This window comes from Maricaulis sp. D1M11 (assembly GCF_047308265.1).
In the GTDB taxonomy this organism is placed as follows: domain Bacteria; phylum Pseudomonadota; class Alphaproteobacteria; order Caulobacterales; family Maricaulaceae; genus Maricaulis.
In genome coordinates this window covers 294,599-313,104 of sequence record NZ_JBKQWY010000001.1, presented here as the reverse complement: position 1 = coordinate 313,104, position 18,506 = coordinate 294,599, and the positions used below count along the sequence as shown (strand labels likewise).

Sequence of the window (18,506 nt, the reverse complement as noted above, 5' to 3'; positions counted from 1 at the left end):
GCTTTCGAACTATCTGATGACAGACGGGTTACATTTTTGCGACGCATGCGGCGCAGTTATTCGCAGGAGCAGCACAGAAGCGCTGCAATTATCGGTACCGATCTCGCAGCTGCGTCATGCAAAACAACTTGTCGAAGGCTAAGCTCCCGGTGTTTTTAGCGTCATGACTCATATCGAATCCCTGCCGGTTCAGCCGGCCCAGCATATTGTCGACGAGCTGATCGAAGACCGGGCCCCCAAGCTCATCCACACGCCCTTATGGCCGCTGGTGAAGACGTTGGGCTATCCCCTGCTGGGCTATAACCGGGCGGTCGCGATGGCCGACACCATCTCCCCCATGACCGGTACACAGTGCTTTGACTGGGCCGCTAGCTTTCTGGACCTGAACGTCCACACATCCGGTCTCGATCACATTCCCGAAACCGGGGCCTGCGTGATTATCGCCAATCATCCTGGCGGCATTGCCGACGGCCTGGCCCTGTGGGATGCGCTCAAGGCCAAACGCCCGGACATGGTGTTTTTTGCCAACCGCGACGCGTTGAAAGTCTGCCCTGGTCTGGAAGAACGCATTATTCCGGTGGAGTGGCGCGATCAGGAGCGCTCACGCCAGCAAAGCCGTGATGTGCTCAAACGCACATTTGCCGAGTTCAAGGCCGGAAAATGCGTGGTGATCTTCCCCTCCGGACGCATGTCGGAATGGAGCTGGAAACACTGGCGACTGGCCGAACGCCCCTGGGCCCCGACCGGTGTGAGTCTGGCCCGAAAATTTGGTGTGCCGCTGATCCCCATGGCCGTCCGCCAGCGCATGCCAATTCTGTACTACGTGCTCGCGCAGATCAATGAAGAGCTCAAGGACATGACTATTTTCCACGGTCTGATGGGCAAGGCAAAGGCACGCTATCAACTCGATTTTGGCAAGCCTATCGACGTTGCCGCCCAGGGGGCCACAGATGCCGAGATCACCGAAATGGTCCGAGACATCTGCGAACGCATGGCTTGGACACGCTAATCCGTCGCGTCGTCCGGTCCTCCGCCCGCTACACCTGAGGCCTCGACCTCGTCCCGGTCTGTCAGACGCGTGTCCGGTTTAGGTCCGAACGGATCAAAATTCGTGGGAATATTGGGTGGGTGAGCCCAGACGGGGTCATCATTTTCCGTCCAGTTGAACGGCGGGCGCTCAATCGGACGCAGTTCGACCAGTGTTTCGTTCTCGACGGCTTCGATATTCGAATCCGCAGCACGACGCGGCCGGATGTAGCGCACTTTTGGATCCGGAAACTCCAGTGCCACACTGGGATACTGGATCAGCGCTTTGTAAATGGCTCTCCATGTCGGATAGGATGCGGTGCTCCGCTTTTTATTGCCCTTCTTTGACTCACCGTCGGCCGGGCTCAGCCCGGCCAGGTCCATAATCACTTTGGAATCCTGATGAGCCGCCCAAGCGATCCGGCTGACAACTTCGGACACCGCGCGTTCCAGATTATCCCGTTTCTCTATTTCACGCTCGCCCGACGGCATGGCATGATGGGTCATGAAGTCTCTGGCGGCTGTCCGGATCAGACCCCCCAGGTCACGTTCAAAGAGAAAGACGCAGGCCACAATCGAGTGCCAGGAGAAAAGCAGCTCAGACGACAGCAAGGGTCGAGCAAGATTGTTAAACGTCAGGATCGTGACGACGGCCTTGTCGAGACGCAAACCGCCATCATTGTTGATGGCATTGTGATATTGCGATGCACCAAAGGCGCCAGCCTTCAGCCCCAAACTTGATCGGGTTCCCAGCACTGCGGAAATACGCGACGCCTCATCCAGGAAAACCTGTTCAAGGTTGAGCGTGGGATCTTGTTTCTGCACAGCAGAATAGAGCTGACCATGACGCTCTGCAAATCCGGGGATCCGGAATCCCCGATGGTTCTTGAGGGCTTCCAGCCAACTCGGATTATCCGTCAAGCGCGCGTCGAAAAGACGGGCAAGCGTCTCCTTGCTATCGATGTCTTCCTCGCCACCCAAGGGCGTATGGGCACCATCACGCATGCTTTCCCTCCTACTCGCCCGATTATTGCGCCCAACCGAATGGTTCGACACAAATAACCGAAATGAATGCGACCCCTCGCAGATTTCACCTTGATACTACTGTTCCAGGCTAGAGGATTACAGCCTAGGGTTAATAGGTATTTTCGGTATTTTTGGATACTTTCGTGGGGTTTTGGGGGGTTTTTGCCTAGATTTTGCCCAAGGCCTTGCTTCCCCAATACCCGGAACAACAAATCAAACAAGGAGCGCTTGTAGCATCAACCAGGAGCGGGCCGGACCGGCAAGGGGCGATCACCCCTGAAAAGAACTCCCCGTTACCGGTTGAGCCAGAAGACTACCCAGCTGGTTGGCCCCGCTATAGCTACCCTCTAATTTATCTTTGAAGATCAAATTCTTACCGATATTGAATTGTGTCAATCACGGCAAAATCTGGCTATTAAGATGGCATCGAAACGGTCAGAAAAGGGAGCCGACCATGACGATGACCGAGTCTCAAAACTGCCCGCCACCCCGTAAAAAAAGCGGTGTTGGAGTTGTCGTGCTGACATCATTGATCTGGATTTTCAAACTGAGCGCCCCCCTGCTTGTGGAAACCGTAACCGCGCTCGATTTGGCTCAATCTCTGGGTGAACTCACCCCGATCTTGGGTCTCAACACATCGTCTTCCATCTATTCCGTCACAACGGGCGTCACGAGCTTCGTGCTCTCGCGCATCATTTTGCGCTAACGCACCCAGCAAAAAGCCCCGGCCAATGGCCGGGGCTTTCTCATATCGGGTGACAGACGTCAGACCCGGTTCGGCTAGCCCTTGGGCTGAGCCGGCGGGGCGACGGCGGGAATATCCGCGCTGACCGGGTTATTCATCGTGTCATACCAATCGATCCGGCGGGTCACATACATGGTGATTGCCAGCGCCGTGAAGGACAGACCGGCCCCGATCAGCAAGGCATAATCCTCCAGCAAGAGCAGAACATACTGCATGATATAGACGAGGCTGAGCACCAGGAAGGTGAGCGCACCGCGTCCAAATCCACCGAACACCGCAATGGAATAGAGACTGGTCAACGTAATCGTGGCACCCGCGGCTATGGCGAAGGCCTGGTTGATACTCGAATGCTCCGACAGGGCCAAAAGCAGGAGATAGAAGACGATCTGTGCCAGGCCGATCAGAATGTATTGCGCCGCATGGATGCGCTTCTTTGAAGTGGTTTCCAGCAGGAAATACATCAGCATCAAAAAGCCAATGAAGAAGATGGCGTATTTCAGTGCGCGGCTGACACGGCGATAGCCATCAGTCGGGGTCGCCAGATTGACCGTGAACTGGGCCGTGTCGGCCGTTCGAATGGAATAACGGCCTTCCTGCCAGGACGCCGGCACACCCCGCGCCAGATAGGGCACGCTCCAGCTGGCCGTGAAGCCCTCTGATGAAATCTCGCGATCATCAGGCAGATACTGACCATCAAATCCGGGATGAGGCCAGTTGGACCGGATCGTGGCCGTGGTTTCCCGTCCGGAGGCGACAAGCTGCAAATAGGCTGCACCGGAGAGCGTGAACCGCGCTTCGAAATCGAACTCGGAGTCCTCGGTCACACCGGTCACAGGCGCACGAACACCCCGCCAGGACGGAATACTCCTAGTGAAGCGGATATCGTTATTGGTCACGTCAAACGGTGTGCCCGGCTCGAAAACCGGCACCTGGTCCTGACCGAGAATGGTGAAGCCAACATCTGTATCGATGCCGCGCAGATCACTGACGGCCATCACCAGCTCGGCTTCATCCCAGAGGATTTCTGCGCCGGCCGGCATGAATTGCGCCACGTCAAACCGGCTGAACCGGCCGCGCATCGCGATATCCGCCTCATAGACCGGAATGTCATAGATCGCCCGTTGCAATAGCTCGACGGTCTGATCGACCTGATAATCCAGTTCCGCCGCGGAGAAGACGACCGTCTCGGTGCGTATCCGGGTTTCCTCAATGGTTTCGTCACCGCGATTGATCTCGACGATTTCCGTCACCCGGTAGGGAATGGTCAGGAAGGGACCACGCACAACCTGTGGCCCGCCATAGGCGGCCCCGACCTCCACAAGGGCCTCATTGGCCCGGTTCGCGCGCTCCCACGCCAGCATGTTCACAAACGCCAGCGGAATGGCCAGAACCACAACGATCAGCCCTACCAGGAGAATTTTCAGCCCCAGGGATCGGCTGGCCTTGCGCCCCGGCGCAGCCCCCACACCTGTTGTTGACTGTGTCATCGCCTCACTCCTCTTCGAGACACATACAAGTCTACTCAATCCGCAGTGTGCACACAGACAAGTCTTTGTAAATACAGTGAATTTTATTTACTCGATCTCGAAGAAAAAGCTCAAACAAAGCCGAACCTTACCGTGTTTTGCAGATTGCCGAACGCGGGTGTCGCAAGACTTTGCGGAGGCAACAGGGCCAGATCAGGGCATTCTCGCCCCAAAGAAAAACCCCGCCAGCCGGGCTGACGGGGTTGATCTGAAACGTGTGAACCAGAGAGATCAGGTTTCGCGTTCGACCAGCATCTGCTTGATCTCGCCAATCGCCTCAGCCGGGTTCAGCCCCTTCGGACAGACCTGCGCGCAATTCATGATGGTATGACAGCGATAGAGTTTGAACGGATCATTGAGATCGTCCAGACGCTCGCCCGTCGCCTCATCTCGCGTATCTGCCAACCAGCGATAGGCCTGTAGCAAGGCGGCCGGGCCCATATATTTGTCGCCATTCCACCAATAGGACGGGCAAGCGGTGGAGCAGGAGGCACACATGATGCACTCATACAGACCGTCGAGCTTTTCGCGTTGCTCGGGAGACTGTTTCCACTCTTTCTCCGGAGCCGGAGTGTCCGTCTTGAGATAGGGCTTCACCGCCGCATGCTGGGCGTAGAACTGCGTCAGATCCGGAATCAGATCTTTCACGACCGGCTGGTGCGGAAGCGGCGAAACCGCGATCGTCCCCTTGTAGTCATCAATACCCGACGTACAGGCGATGGTGTTGCGACCGCCGATATTCATCGAACAGGAGCCGCACACGCCTTCACGGCAGGACCGGCGGAAAGCCAGCGAGCTATCGACATTGTTCTTGATCCACAGGAGGGCATCGAGAACCATCGGGCCACAATCATCCATATCGACCTGGTATGTGTCCCAACGCGGCTGCTCTCCGCTTTCCGGATCATAGCGGTAGATCTTGAACGACCGTGTTTTCTTGGCACCGTCCGGCTTGGGCCAGGCCTTGCCTTTTTTAGGCTGCGAGCCTTTGGGGAGTGTGAGCTGAACCATTTCGCTATCCCTTAGTAAACCCGAGCTTTCGGTTTGATGTACTCGATCTCGTTGGACATGGTGTAGGTATGCACGCCCCGGTAATCGAGTTTCACGTTTCCGGCTTCATCACACCAGGCCAGGGTGTGCTTCATCCAGTTTTCATCGTCCCGTTCCGTGAAGTCTTCGCGGGCATGAGCACCGCGGCTTTCTTCACGAGCCACCGCGCCATTCACGGTGACGGCCGCCTGGCTGACCAGATTGTCCAGCTCCAGCGTTTCCATGAGATCCGAATTCCAGGACATGGTGCGGTCGGACACCGAAATGTCCGGCATGCCCGCATAGACCTGTTTGATGGCGTCAACGCCCTCTTGCATCACCTCACCCGTTCGGAAGACGGCGCAGTTATTCTGCATGGCGCGCTGCATTTCCAGACGGAGTTTCGCTGTCGGCGTGCCGCCCTTGGCATGACGATAGCGGTCAAGGCGCGCCAGGCTCTGCTCACCATCGCTGGCACTCAGCTCCTTCTGGGTCGCGCCCGCGGTCACGGTGTCACCCACGCGCAGACCGGCAGCCCGGCCAAACACCACAAGGTCAATCAACGAGTTGGAGCCGAGACGATTGGCGCCGTGAACCGAGACACAGGCGGCTTCGCCGACGGCCATCAGGCCCGGCACCACCGTGTCGGCATCATCACCCACCTTGGTCACGACTTCACCGTGATAATTGGTCGGGATCCCGCCCATATTATAGTGAACAGTCGGCAGAACCGGGATCGGCTCCTTGGTCACATCGACTCCGGCAAAGACTTTCGCACTCTCGGAAATGCCCGGCAGGCGTTCCGCCAGGATGGCCGGATCCAGGTGATCGAGGTGCAGGAAGATGTGATCCTTGTTCGGACCGACGCCCCGGCCCTCGCGGATTTCCATCGTCATCGACCGAGAGACCACGTCACGTGAGGCCAGGTCTTTTGCCGACGGGGCATAACGCTCCATAAAGCGCTCGCCTTCCGAATTGGTCAGATAACCGCCTTCGCCTCGTGCGCCTTCGGTGATGAGCACACCTGCGCCATAAATGCCCGTCGGGTGGAATTGCACGAATTCCATGTCCTGAAGCGGCAGACCGGCCCGCAACACCATGGCATTGCCATCACCGGTGCAGGTGTGTGCCGAGGTGGCGGAGAAATAGGCGCGGCCATAACCGCCGGTCGCCAGGATGACCGTCTGCGCCCGGAAGCGGTGCAGCGTGCCATCATCCAGCTTCCATGCCGTGATACCGCGACACGTGCCGTCATCATCCATGATGAGGTCGAGCGCGAAATATTCGATGAAAAATTCGGTCTCATTGCGAACCGACTGACCATACAGCGTGTGCAGGATCGCGTGACCCGTACGGTCGGCCGCCGCACAGGTGCGCTGCACCGGGCCGCCTTCTCCGAAATTCTTGGTCATGCCGCCAAAAGCACGCTGATAGATCTTGCCTTCTTCCGTCCGGGAGAAGGGCACACCCCAGTGCTCCAGCTCGTACACGGCGGCCGGGGCATTGCGGCACAAATATTCGATTGCATCCTGGTCACCCAACCAGTCAGACCCCTTAACGGTGTCGAACATATGCCAGCGCCAGTCATCCTCGCCCATATTGCCCAGCGAGGCGGAAATTCCGCCTTGGGCCGCCACGGTGTGGGAGCGGGTCGGGAAAACCTTGGTGATACAAGCGGTCTTCAGACCGGCCTGGGAGGCGCCCAGCGCGGCCCGCAGACCGGAACCGCCAGCACCGACAACCACGACATCAAACGTGTGATCGATCCATTCATATTCGGCCATGTGATCCGTCCTAAAGCGCGATTTTGACAAGGCTGAAGACCGCGGCGAGCCACAGGCCCGCAGTCAGCAGCGTGTTCAGCAGAAGCAGGAATGTCTTCATGCCGTGTTTTTGGATGTAGTCCTCAATGACCACCTGGACACCCAGACGCATGTGATAGAAGGCCGCAGTCAGGACAAGCAGGGTCAGGATGGCGCCGACCGGAGTGGCCAGATAGGCGCGCATGGCATCCCCATCGGGCGCACCCGACGTGGCCAGCGTCCACACAAATGGCGGAATCACAAAGAAAAGCGCAATCGCGGAGACGCGCTGGGAGATGAAATGCCCCACACCATGGCCGGACGCGCCCAGGCCACGCACACGAGAGGTCGGTGTACGAAAATCGCTCATGGTTCAGCCTCCGATGCTCAGCCACAGGGCCGCCGTCGGGATGACGGCACCGATCATGATCAGGATGGACCGCAGATTGGAGCCCTTGGGATCAAAGCCCTTGCCCGCATCCCACATCAGGTGGCGCAAACCATTGAGCCAGTGATAGCTGACCGCCCAGGTCAGGGCGATGAGACCGAAGCGCGTGACCCAAGCCATCCAGCCCTCGAAGAGGAAGGCGACCGCGTCTTCTGCGCCAAAGGCGAGCAGAACAAGCCAGATCGCAAGAGCCGCTGCACCGAAGGTGAGGGCCATGCCGGTAACACGGTGAAGGATGGAGGACGCCATTGTCGCATGCCAGCGCCAGACCTGCAGGTGCGGCGAAAGCGGGCGAGGATCAGACCAGTCGGAAGCCATGGGCAGCCTTTCAATAGTCTTGGGATGTGGATTGGTGCAGACAGCAAAGCACCAAAGATAAAGTGTCGCGCTGCACAATAGGCGGGTAAGTGTCAGGGTCAACGACAGAACCTACTCCCCGCTGACAACTTCCCGCCATTTTTGGAGTTTTTGCGAAGGGCTCTTAAAAACTGACCGTCCGCATCCGACTAAAGTTGCGTTCCCTGGCCGCGCTCGCTGGTCTTCGCGGGACAATCCCCTAGTTTGTGGGGCCAGACCCGGAGAGAGCCATGTCCAAACCCAGCCCCACTGTTGTCATCACCGGCGCATCCACCGGTATCGGCCATGCCTGTGCGACTTATCTGGCCCGGATGGGCTGGCATGTCTTTGCCGGTATTCGCAAACAGGCCGACGCGGATCGTCTGACCGAGGAGCTGGGCGCGGCCGTGACGCCCCTCGTAATGGACGTTACCGATGCGGCCGGCATGACGGCCGCCGCCGAGCAGGTCGGAAAAGCGTTAGGCGAAAATACACTGGGCGGGCTTGTGAATAATGCGGGCATCGCCGTCTCCGGTCCGATGACCGACATTCCCATCGATGAATTTGAGTGGCAAATGGCCGTCAACGTCACCGGGGTCGTGCGCACCACTCAGCTCTTCGCGCCCTTTCTGGGCCGGGACAGTAACCGCATCGGCAAACCCGGCCGGATTGTGATGATGTCATCCATGGCCGGTGAGATGGGCGCCCCCTTCCTCGGACCCTATTCGGCGTCGAAACACGCCGTTGAAGGCCTGACCAAATCGCTGCGCCGGGAGCTGATGCTGTTCGGAATCCAGGTTGTGGTTCTCGGGCCGGGCGCCGTCGCCACCCCGATCTGGGCGAAGGCCGAGGAGGTGGATCCGAGCGCCTATGAACACACACCCTACTACAAACCCTTGATGGCCATTCGAGACTACATGACCCGCAATGGTCCCGCCGGGCTGGCACCGGACGTCATCGCGAAGCGTGTCCACAAGAGCCTGACTCAAAGCCGCCCGCGTTTTCGCTACGCACTTGTCCCCCAGCGTTTCTCCAACTGGACCCTGCCCAAGCTTTTGCCGGCACGCATGGTCGACAACATCGTCGCCAGACGCATTGGCCTGCGCCCGGAAGACCTGGACACACCAGAATAGCCCGCTTCAGGCAGTCGCCTCACAGCACTTGCGCCCCTGGACTTGCATCGCAGCACTTGCGTCACCGGGGTCGGACGCACACAGTGGATCCAATACGCGGATAACTGGGGAGATATCCATGCGCACACTTTTGCTGACCGGCGCCCTTCTGGCGTCGACCTGGCTGGCCACAAGCGCGTCCCATGCACAGGACAACACCTTTGCGGACCTGATCGCCGACTACGAAGCCTTCCGGACCGAAAACAATCCGAGCGCTCGCGCGCGGGCCGGAGACTTGGATGCTCTTCGCCAATGGCAGGACGTGTCGGCGCAGCGCTACGCGACCAATCAGGAGGCCCATCAAGCCTTTCTGGCCCGTCTGGACGCCATTAATCCGGCGACACTCGATGAGAATGACGGGGTGAGCTATGCCGTGCTGGACTATCTGTTGAGCTTCAGCGTTGAACAATACCCCTATGAGAGCCAGCGTATTCCCTTCACCAATGACAGCGGCTTTTTCTCGTCTCCGGGTTACGCGGCCTCCTCGGTCCGTCCGCGCAATGTGGAAGAAGCGGAGGCCTGGATTGATCGGCTGGAAGCGCTGCCCGCCTTCTTCCAGGCCCATCAGAACTGGATGCGGGACGGTATGGAGGACGGTTTCACCTCGCCCCGCGTCGTAGTGGATGCGGTTCTGGCCCAGGTCGACAGCCTGACGGACGAGGCTGCACTGATCGAGCTCCTGACGACCCCGCTCAACAGCCTGCCGGCGTCAACCGACACCGCCGAAACCGATCGCCTGAGAGCGGAGACAGAAACCGCCATTCGCGAACATGTCCTGCCGGCCTATGTCGAACTGGCCCGTTTCCTGCGGGACGAATACTACCCTGCATCGCGTGACAGCGTGGGCATTTCCGAGGTACCGGGGGGACGCGAGTATTATCAATCGCTGGTGCGCTACCACACCACGCTCGACACCTCCCCGGAGGAGGTTCACGCCCGCGGCCTTGCCGAAGTCGCCCGCATTCGCGCAGAGATGGAAGCCATCATCGAAGAGGTCGAATTCGAAGGTACATTCGCCGATTTCCTGCATTTCCTGCGTACCGATCCGCAATTCTACGCCGAGACCGAAGAAGAATTGCTGATGCATGCAGCCTGGATCTCCAAACGGGCTGATGATGCCATGCCACGCTTTTTCGGGCATTTGCCGCGGCTCTCTTATGGTGTGCGACCGGTTCCAGCGAGCCTGGCGCCAACCTACACGACCGGTCGCTACTGGCCTGGAAATCTGGAACGCGGCATTGCGGGCGGATACATGGTCAACACCTATGCCCTGGATCAGCGCCCGCTTTACACCCTGCCGGCACTCAGCGTTCACGAGGCCGTGCCCGGACACCATCACCAGGGCGCGATCGCCCAGGAACTGGAAGGTGTGCCGGATTTCCGCCGTCAGACCTATATCACCGCCTTTGGTGAGGGATGGGGCCTCTACACCGAGACCCTGGCCGAGGATATGGGCCTGTACACCACCCCGTATGAGCGATTTGGCAAGCTGACCTATGAGATGTGGCGAGCCTGCCGCCTCGTCGTGGACACCGGCATGCATTACATGGGCTGGAGCCAGGAAGACGCCGAAGCCTGCCTCTTGGAAAACTCCGCCCTTGCGCCGCACAATGTGAGAACAGAAGTCCTGCGCTATATCTCGTGGCCCGGTCAGGCCCTGGCCTACAAGACCGGTGAACTCCTGATGCGGGATCTGCGGGCCCAGGCCGAAGCCCGGTTGGGCGATGATTTCGACATCCGCGCCTTCCACGACCGATTGCTGGATGACGGGGCGATGCCGCTCTCGGCTCTGGAAGCCAAAATGCTGGCCTGGATTGACGAACAGGCCGCGCAGTAATCACCCGTGCTCACACACAGAAAAGGCCTGTCCGCTCATGCGGGCAGGCCTTTTTTCTGCGATCATCGTGCAGCTAGAACAGTTCGAGGACCTGTTCCGGCGGACGTCCGATCATCGCCTTGCCGCCATGGATCACCACAGGGCGTTCGATCAGTTTGGGGTTTTTCGACATGGCGTCCAGAAGAACGGCTTCATCTTCGATCGCCTTCAGGCCCAGCTCGCGATAGACCGGTTCTGTCTTGCGCAGCCATTCATGCGCAGACTGGAAGCCCAGCATCGCCATCACCGATTTCAGCTCGTCAACGCCGGGGGGCGTGTCGATGTATTCGCGAATCTCGAGTGCATCACCGCGCGACTCCAGCAGAGCCAGGGTTTCACGGGATTTGGAGCAACGTGGATTGTGCCAGATAATGGTCTTTTCGGTCATGTTTGAAGTCCTTTGAAGGGACGGGATAAAACGAAGCTTGACGCTCAATGGCAACCCCCGCATCTGCGTTGGCGTCATTCACGCATCATTGTGCCCGGCCGTGGAGAGCAATTGTCGCGCCGCTTCCAGGTGCAATCGCTCCACCATGTCACCGTCCAAAGCGATGACCCCCTTGCCGGCATTTTCGGGATCGGCGAAAGCGGCCACGATACGCGCAGCCTTCTCCAGATCATCGGGAGAGGGACCAAAAATCTGGTGCGTGCTTTCAATCTGTGAGGGGTGAATCAAGCTCTTGCCATCAAACCCCAACGCCCGGCCCTGACGCGCCTCATCGCGCAATCCGGCCTCATCATGGAATTGATTGAACACTCCATCCAGCACGTACAGACCATGGGCCCGGGCCGCAGCGACCATGGATGCAAGATGGGGCACCAGAGCGACACGCTCCATGTCCGACGCGCACCGTAATTCCTTGGCCAGGTCATTGGTGCCAGCCATCAAACCCGCCAGGCCGGTTCCGGATGAGCCCGCGATCGAATTGACATTGACCACACCCAGCGGCGTTTCGATCATCGCCCAGATCGGTGTGGAGCGTCCGTGAGCATTCAACGCTGCGCGCGCATCATGCAGATCTCCCACTGAACTGACCTTGGGCAAGAGCACCGCATCCGCCTCAGCCGCGACGCGCATATCAGCAGGCCCCCACTCCGTCTCCAGCCCGTTGACCCGCACACACCGAATGGCGCCGCTCGCCTCCCAGGCCTTCAGGCTCGGCGCAATATGAGCCCGAGCATCCGATTTCTCGCCCGGGCCCACACTGTCTTCCAGATCCAGTACCAGCATGTCCGCCCCCAAATGGGCGGCCTTCTCCACGGCCCGGGGTTTAATGGCCGGTACAAAGAGGGCAGAGCGGATCATCTGGCGCATGAGGGGGTTTTGTCCTTCTCACTTTCGGTTAGGATCATGATATGCCAATGAGCCTCATCCTTTCCAGCCATGTTGCCGCATCATGTGTCGGCGGACAGGCGAGCAGCCGGATCCTGCAGGTGCTGGGCTCGGACTCCATGCTGGTTCCAACCGTGCTCTATGGACGCCATCCGGGCTGGGGCGAGCCGGGAGGCGGGCCGGTGGATGACGACCAGGTGCGTGCTGTTTTGCGCGGCATTTCGGAACAAAATCTCTATGCCCTGACGGATATTGTCCTGACCGGATATTTTGCCGAAGTCGGTCAGGTCTTTGCCGCCGCCGAAGCCATGGACGCGGTACGCGCCACCCCGCGCCCGGCCGTCAACAGGGCCCACTGGGACCGCGCCATCCTGATCGTCGACCCCATCATGGGCGATTCACCTCACGGTCTTTATGTCCCCAAACCCGTTGCGGCCGCCATCAAGGATCAGCTCATCAGCCGGGCCGACATGATCACGCCCAACCTGTTTGAACTGGGACATATCACCGGTCGCCCCCTGACAGACCAGGCCTCCATCCTGCGCGCTGCCCGGGCCATTGAAAAACCGGTTCTGGTGTCCTCCCTACCGTGTGAAGGCCAGATCGGTACGCTATTCGCCGATGAAAACGAGGCCTGGCTGGTCAAGCATGATCGCCTGCCCAAAGTGCCCAACGGCACGGGAGACGCGCTCACCGCCTGTTTCACAGGGGCGCTTTTACGGGGAGCTGACGCACGCCAAGCCTTGGAACACGCCTGTTCGGCTGTGTTCGCCCTGGTGCGCAAGGCGCAGGAATGGTCCTCACCGGAACTTCCCATCGTGGCCGCCCAGAATCTGCTGCGAGAACCCGATATCACCCTTGTCGCCGAGCCGGTCTGACCGGCCGGTTTCATGGCTTGATCGGCCCGCCCGGAACAGGCTAGCAGATGAACCATGTCGAGTACGCACACACCAAATTTCAGCGGCCATGTCGCTCCCGGTTTCGAACCGGTGGCCGAGGCCTTCCGTGCCAACTGGACCGATCACGACGAGATCGGTGCCGGCTTTTGCCTGCTTCGCAATGGAGAGGTGGTTGTCGATCTGATCGGTGGCTGGTCAGACCGCAAGAAAACCCAAGCCTGGCAGGCCGATACGCTGATCCCGGTCTATTCCACAGGCAAGGCCGTCATGGCATTGACTCTGGGCAAGCTGGTGGATCGCGGCCTCCTCGACTACGACGCCCCCGTCGCGGATTACTGGCCGGAATTCGCTGCAGGCGGAAAATCCGATGTCACGGTTGCCCAAGCACTCTCGCACCAGGCCGGCCTGTCCGGACTGGTCGAAAAGATGGATGCCGGGGACTGGTTCAATGCGGCCCTGATCGAAGACAAACTGGCACGACAGGCTCCGCTCTGGCCGCTGGGCGATGGGTCAGGTTATCACCCCATCACAGTGGGTTTCATTGCCGATGCCCTCGCACGGCGCACGGACGGCCGGTCCATTGGCGCCATTCTCCGAGAAGATATTTGCGGTCCCGAGGACATTGATTTTCATGTCGGGCTGCCCGAAAGCGAACACGCCCGGACCGGCGAGCATGCCATGCCGCGCCAATTGCCTGCACTGGGCAATATGAATGCCTTTCGCGAGATCGCCTTCATGAAACCCTGGTCATCGCCGGGCCGTCGGGGCGCTGCGGAATGGCGCTCGGCCGAATTCCCCGCTGCCAATGGTCATGCCACGGCCAAGGCCCTGGCTCGCCTGATGACGGTGTATGCCGACGACGGACGCCTGGAGGGTCGCCGCTTCATCCGGTCCGTGACCTTGGGTCAGTTGGTCAAGGAACGTATCTGCGGGGATGACAAGGTGCTGCCGTTCAACCTGTCCTGGGGTGCGGGCGTGATGCGCAATACCACCACGCATTTTTATGGTCCGGGCGATCAGACTGTCGGTCATTCCGGCTGGGGCGGATCATGCGCCTTTGCCGATCCGGAAACCGGCCTGTCCGGTGCCTATGTGATGAACCGCCAGCAGCATTTCCTCGCCGGAGACCCCCGACCGGTCCGCCTGATCGAAACGGCCTATACCTGTCTCTAGATCAGGCGCGCTGTATCAGATCCCATTTATTGCCAAAGGGATCTTCAAACACCACGACCGAACCATAGCTTTCGTGCCGCGGCGCTTCGAGAAACGTGACACCTGCTGCGGTCAAACGGGCGTGATCGGCGGCAAAATCATCGCTCTCCAGAAAGAACGCCACACGCCCACCCGTTTGATTGCCGATGGAGCGGATCTGCGGGTCGCTGACAGCCCGGGCCAGCAGGATATCAGCACCCGCTGCCCCCGGCCGGACCACCACCCATCGCTTTCCCTGTCCCAGATCCGTGTCTTCGACCAGTTCAAACCCCATCCGGTCGCGATAGAAAGCAATCGCTGTGTCATAGTCCGGCACAACAAGCGTTATCTGGAAGAGTTTCAAAATACGCTCCATGAAAAACGGGCCGATCCCGTGACCGGCCCGTCTTGATGCTCTGATTTGGTGCCTGTCTCTAGAGGCCCCAGCCTGCGGATTTGGCCATCGGCTCACCGCGTGACAGGGTCTGCATTCCGCGCACCACATTGATGATCATCCAGATGGCCCACCAAAGAAGGACAAAAATGCCGATCAAAACAAAAGACAGAATGGTTCCAACCACCAAATAGGCAAAGCCTTTCCAGAAAATCGCGATCTGGTGATCGTAGTGCGATTTGAGAACCGGATCGGCCTGGTCCTTGGCGACGTAAGCCATGATTACGCCGATAATACCAGTCAGGCCGACCAGAAGGCCCACGAGGTAAAGGATATAGACAAGATTCGCCTGGCCCTTGTCCTGCGGGTTGAACGAAACCTGGATGCCACTATCCGGCGTTTGCTGAGAATCCGTCATGCCTGCCTCCTGACGTTGAATCTGGCTTTCGCCATACGAGGTTCGCCCGCTCAACGCAACCGGGAGTCAGGACGCCGTCCTATTTTCCGGCGGGAAACCGGCGCCCGAGCCAGTCCAGCAAAATGGCATTCAGCTGATCGGGTTCTTCCCACATCGTCCAATGCCCGCAATCGAGCGAATTGAACTCGACATCCCGGCACAGGGCCGGCATCCAGCCCGCCAGTTTGGGGGGCAGCATGAAATCGCGCTCTGCCGTGATCATGCAGCAGGGCATTGCGAGACGATGGTCGACGCCGCCCATACGTTCCCAATTGGCGTTGAAATTACGATAGAGATTAATCCCTCCCGCAAAGCCGGACTGGCGATACGCCTCGGCGTAAACATCGCGATCCGCCTTGGGCACCACAATCCGGTCCTCCGGTCGGCCAGAAAAGCTTTCGAACAGGCGCGGAATATGGGTGATGTCGGGATAGAGGTTCTCTACGTCTCCGGGCTCGGGCGGAGAACCGAACATGAATTCGAAAAACGCATCCTCACGACCGGAAAAGATGGTTTCCGCATAACCCTTGTCCTGGAAACGCAGGATATAGTGATCATCGCCGCCAATCTCGTGAAAACTGTCGAGCGGCGGCTGTGAACCGCGGGGCAGATGCGGCGTATTCACACCGATCACGCCGGCCACGCGCGCGGCGGCCAGCATGGCCGCATGCCAGACGATGATCCCGCCCCAGTCATGCCCGACAAACACTGCTGTCTCATGCCCCAGCGCATCCAGCAGGCCCGTCAGATCAGCGACCATCATGTCGATCGAGTAATCCTCGGCCCGGTCCAACCCCTCCGAGGCCCCAAACCCGCGCAGGTCCGGAATGATGAGCCTATATCCGGCCTCTACCAAAGGCGCGATCTGGTTCTTCCAGCTGTAAGCCAATTCCGGCCAGCCATGGACCAGCAGCAGGGCTTGCCCGTCTTCCGGCCCGGCAAGGTGGACGGAGAGTTCAACCCCATTGGTTTGAATACGATGTGCGGCAGGGAAATGCGTCATGACCATCCTCAACTTGCACCGGTCTGGGCCGGTTTGGTGTCCAGCGGACACTGGTCTGGACGAGGGGTCAAGCCTCATCGCATTGCAACCAAGGGCGTTATTCGGTCTGGGCCTGGCGGTCGCGACGGATCTGGCTCCACGTGAAACATCCCACCCCGGCCCAGATAAGGATGAAGGTCACCAGATGCGCTGTCGTGAAGACCTCGCCTCCCAAAACGCCGATCAGGAATTGCAGGCTGGGTGCGGTGAACTGCAACAGACCCATGGTGGACAGTCGAAGGCCGCGTGCCGCGATAATGTAAAAAAGCAGGGGAATGATTGTGACCATACCGCCCGCAGCCAGGAGAATGGCGGAAGACAGGCTGGTGAAAAAATGTCCCTGCCCGCTGGTTTCCAGCCAGATCAATCCGCCGATCGCAAAGGGCAGCACAAACAGCGTTTCCCAGAACAATCCGACCCGGCCATCCACCGCGACCACTTTGCGCAAATATCCATAGGCCGTGAAACTGATCGCCAGAAGGAGCGAGATCCACGGCAGGGTTCCACCGGCAATGATCAGAACCAGAACCCCCAGCGCTGCCAGGCTGATCGCGGCAATCCGCCAGGGGCCAAGTGGTTCACGCAAGACCACAACACCGACCGCGACGCTCATGAGGGGGTTGATATAGTATCCCAGCGAAGCCTGCAGAACCTGGCCATTATTGACCGCAAACACAAAACCCCACCAGTTGATCGAGATCAGACCGGCGGTCAGCACCAGGACCAGCAGGGATTTGCGGTCACGCAGCACCGCCCAGACATCATTCACCTTGCCGGCATAGGCCAGGATGGCGCCCAGCAAGATCACCGCCCAGATCACCCGGTGCATGATGATCTCTGCCGCACTGGCAAATCCGACCAGCTGGAAATAGAGCGGAGAAATGCCCCACAGCAGATAGGCCGACATACCAATCAATGTGGCACGCTGGATATCGGCATTGTTTGAGGCTGTTAGCGAGGACATGGGGCGCGCTCCGGCGAAAGGGATGACGCACACTTAAGCACGCCCCTTGCCGAAAGCGACCCCCGCTATCCGCTTATTTCTTCGTCTCAGGACGAAGCAATGAGACCGCGATTAAGCAGGCCTTCTGCGATCTGCACCGCATTGAGAGCCGCGCCCTTGCGCAGATTGTCCGAGACCACCCACAGCGCCAGACCGTTTTCAACCGTCGGATCCTCGCGCACGCGGGACACAAAGGTGGCAAACTCACCCACACACTCGACCGGCGTGACGTAGCCCTCGTCCTCATGCTTGTCGATGACCATTAGACCCGGGCTCTCCCGCAGAAGGGAGCGCGCTTCCTCGGCATCAAGTGGATTTTCGAGCTCCAGATGCACGGCAATGGAATGGCCCACAAAGACCGGGACCCGCACGCAGGTGGCGAACAGCTTGATCTTGGGATCAAGGATTTTCTTTGTCTCCACCATCATCTTCCACTCTTCCTTGGTGGAACCGTCTTCCATGAAGACATCGATGTGCGGAATGACATTGAACGCGATCTGTTTGGTGAAGGCTTGCGGATCCACCGAGTCGTTGACGTAGATACCCTTGGTCTGCGTCCACAATTCATCCATGCCCGCCTGACCTGCGCCAGAGGTCGACTGATAGGTCGAACAGTTTACGCGCTGTATGCCCGCCCGGTCATGGATCGGCTTCAGGGCGACCATGAGCTGGATGGTGGAACAATTGGGATTGGCGATAATGCCCTTCTCCGTCACACCATCAAGCGCCTCGACATTGACCTCAGGCACGACCAGGGGCACCTGGGGATCGGTCCGCCAGGCGGAGGAATTGTCGACGACACGCGCTCCCGCGGCGACAATTTTCGGTGCCCATTCGCGCGACACATCGCCACCCGCAGACATCAAAACCAGGTCGACAGTCGAGAAATCAAAGGTCTCTGCATCCTTGCAGACCAGGGTCTTATCGCCATAGGACAATTCTGTTCCCATAGAGCGACGGCTGGCCAGGGCGTAGACTTCATCGGCCGGGAAAAGGCGCTCAGCCAGAATGGTGAGAATTTCGCGACCCACGGCACCGGTCGCGCCAAATACGGCTAGCTTCACACCCATATTGATCTCTCCTTGCGCCCCGGGGGCGGATTACGGGCCTTCGGACCCTCTCGAAACGTGGCCGACGGACTTAACGCCCCTCTTGCTCCAGCACTAGGGCCGATTTCATCAACTGGCTATGCAAATGTGAG

General features: G+C 59.1%; 19 protein-coding genes. 6 read left to right on the top strand and 13 right to left on the bottom strand.

Annotated features, from left to right (window positions below):
- Positions 1-163 precede the first annotated feature (163 nt).
- On the top strand, positions 164-1,009 hold the full coding sequence (locus tag RMQ97_RS01615) for a 1-acyl-sn-glycerol-3-phosphate acyltransferase (protein ID WP_413659077.1): 846 nt from the start codon (positions 164-166) through the stop codon (positions 1,007-1,009).
- On the opposite strand, the gene RMQ97_RS01610 is transcribed toward RMQ97_RS01615, so the two are convergent.
- Positions 1,006-2,031 (bottom strand): hypothetical protein, encoded by a 1,026-nt coding sequence (locus RMQ97_RS01610; protein ID WP_413659076.1) that lies wholly within the window; start codon positions 2,029-2,031, stop codon positions 1,006-1,008. The two genes, RMQ97_RS01615 and RMQ97_RS01610, sit on opposite strands and share 4 nt — an antisense overlap.
- A 475-nt stretch (positions 2,032-2,506) precedes the next feature.
- Here RMQ97_RS01610 and RMQ97_RS01605 point away from each other — a divergent pair, with 475 nt between their 5' ends.
- Positions 2,507-2,758, top strand: coding sequence for a hypothetical protein (locus RMQ97_RS01605; protein ID WP_413659075.1), 252 nt, complete (start codon positions 2,507-2,509; stop codon positions 2,756-2,758).
- Between the two features lie 74 nt (positions 2,759-2,832).
- Here the strand turns inward: RMQ97_RS01605 and creD are convergent, their stop codons facing one another.
- The 5 genes from creD to sdhC form a co-directional block, all read right to left on the bottom strand.
- Complete coding sequence (gene creD / locus RMQ97_RS01600) at positions 2,833-4,284, bottom strand: cell envelope integrity protein CreD (protein WP_413659074.1); 1,452 nt, start codon at positions 4,282-4,284, stop codon at positions 2,833-2,835.
- 270 nt (positions 4,285-4,554) lie between these two features.
- Positions 4,555-5,334 carry a succinate dehydrogenase iron-sulfur subunit gene (locus RMQ97_RS01595; RefSeq protein WP_413659073.1) on the bottom strand — a complete coding sequence of 260 codons (780 nt, stop codon included), beginning with the start codon at positions 5,332-5,334 and terminating at the stop codon, positions 4,555-4,557.
- Positions 5,335-5,345: 11 nt separating this feature from the next.
- Positions 5,346-7,136, bottom strand: a complete 1,791-nt coding sequence (sdhA, locus tag RMQ97_RS01590; RefSeq protein ID WP_413659072.1) for a succinate dehydrogenase flavoprotein subunit — start codon at positions 7,134-7,136, stop codon at positions 5,346-5,348.
- A 10-nt stretch (positions 7,137-7,146) separates the two neighbouring features.
- A complete protein-coding gene (gene sdhD, locus RMQ97_RS01585; protein WP_413659071.1) occupies positions 7,147-7,524 on the bottom strand; it encodes a succinate dehydrogenase, hydrophobic membrane anchor protein in 378 nt (125 codons plus the stop codon).
- 3 nt (positions 7,525-7,527) lie between these two features.
- On the bottom strand, positions 7,528-7,920 hold the full coding sequence (sdhC, locus tag RMQ97_RS01580; protein WP_413659070.1) for a succinate dehydrogenase, cytochrome b556 subunit: 393 nt from the start codon (positions 7,918-7,920) through the stop codon (positions 7,528-7,530).
- 269 nt (positions 7,921-8,189) lie between these two features.
- Here sdhC and RMQ97_RS01575 point away from each other — a divergent pair, with 269 nt between their 5' ends.
- Positions 8,190-9,071, top strand: coding sequence for an SDR family oxidoreductase (locus RMQ97_RS01575; protein ID WP_413659069.1), 882 nt, complete (start codon positions 8,190-8,192; stop codon positions 9,069-9,071).
- Positions 9,072-9,189: 118 nt separating this feature from the next.
- A complete protein-coding gene (locus RMQ97_RS01570) occupies positions 9,190-10,947 on the top strand; it encodes a DUF885 domain-containing protein (protein WP_413659068.1) in 1,758 nt (585 codons plus the stop codon).
- A 73-nt stretch (positions 10,948-11,020) separates the two neighbouring features.
- Here RMQ97_RS01570 and arsC read toward each other — a convergent pair whose 3' ends face one another.
- On the bottom strand, positions 11,021-11,374 hold the full coding sequence (gene arsC, locus RMQ97_RS01565) for an arsenate reductase (glutaredoxin) (RefSeq protein WP_413659067.1): 354 nt from the start codon (positions 11,372-11,374) through the stop codon (positions 11,021-11,023).
- Between the two features lie 78 nt (positions 11,375-11,452).
- Complete coding sequence (locus RMQ97_RS01560; protein WP_413659066.1) at positions 11,453-12,301, bottom strand: HpcH/HpaI aldolase/citrate lyase family protein; 849 nt, start codon at positions 12,299-12,301, stop codon at positions 11,453-11,455.
- A 47-nt stretch (positions 12,302-12,348) separates the two neighbouring features.
- Between RMQ97_RS01560 and RMQ97_RS01555 the strand changes: the two genes are divergently transcribed.
- The gene (locus RMQ97_RS01555) at positions 12,349-13,197 is read left to right on the top strand and encodes a PfkB family carbohydrate kinase (RefSeq protein WP_413659065.1); all 849 of its coding nucleotides are present in this window, start codon (positions 12,349-12,351) and stop codon (positions 13,195-13,197) included.
- Between the two features lie 54 nt (positions 13,198-13,251).
- Positions 13,252-14,391 (top strand): serine hydrolase domain-containing protein, encoded by a 1,140-nt coding sequence (locus RMQ97_RS01550; protein WP_413659064.1) that lies wholly within the window; start codon positions 13,252-13,254, stop codon positions 14,389-14,391.
- 1 nt (position 14,392) lies between these two features.
- Here RMQ97_RS01550 and RMQ97_RS01545 read toward each other — a convergent pair whose 3' ends face one another.
- The 5 genes from RMQ97_RS01545 to RMQ97_RS01525 form a co-directional block, all read right to left on the bottom strand.
- Positions 14,393-14,785 carry a VOC family protein gene (locus RMQ97_RS01545; protein ID WP_413659063.1) on the bottom strand — a complete coding sequence of 131 codons (393 nt, stop codon included), beginning with the start codon at positions 14,783-14,785 and terminating at the stop codon, positions 14,393-14,395.
- Between the two features lie 58 nt (positions 14,786-14,843).
- Positions 14,844-15,221 (bottom strand): DUF4870 family protein, encoded by a 378-nt coding sequence (locus tag RMQ97_RS01540; protein WP_413659062.1) that lies wholly within the window; start codon positions 15,219-15,221, stop codon positions 14,844-14,846.
- 79 nt (positions 15,222-15,300) lie between these two features.
- Positions 15,301-16,263 (bottom strand): alpha/beta fold hydrolase, encoded by a 963-nt coding sequence (locus RMQ97_RS01535; RefSeq protein WP_413659061.1) that lies wholly within the window; start codon positions 16,261-16,263, stop codon positions 15,301-15,303.
- A gap of 97 nt (positions 16,264-16,360) precedes the next feature.
- Positions 16,361-17,266, bottom strand: a complete 906-nt coding sequence (gene rarD / locus RMQ97_RS01530) for an EamA family transporter RarD (protein ID WP_413659060.1) — start codon at positions 17,264-17,266, stop codon at positions 16,361-16,363.
- Between the two features lie 86 nt (positions 17,267-17,352).
- Positions 17,353-18,375 carry an aspartate-semialdehyde dehydrogenase gene (locus RMQ97_RS01525; protein ID WP_413659059.1) on the bottom strand — a complete coding sequence of 341 codons (1,023 nt, stop codon included), beginning with the start codon at positions 18,373-18,375 and terminating at the stop codon, positions 17,353-17,355.
- Positions 18,376-18,506 lie beyond the last annotated feature (131 nt).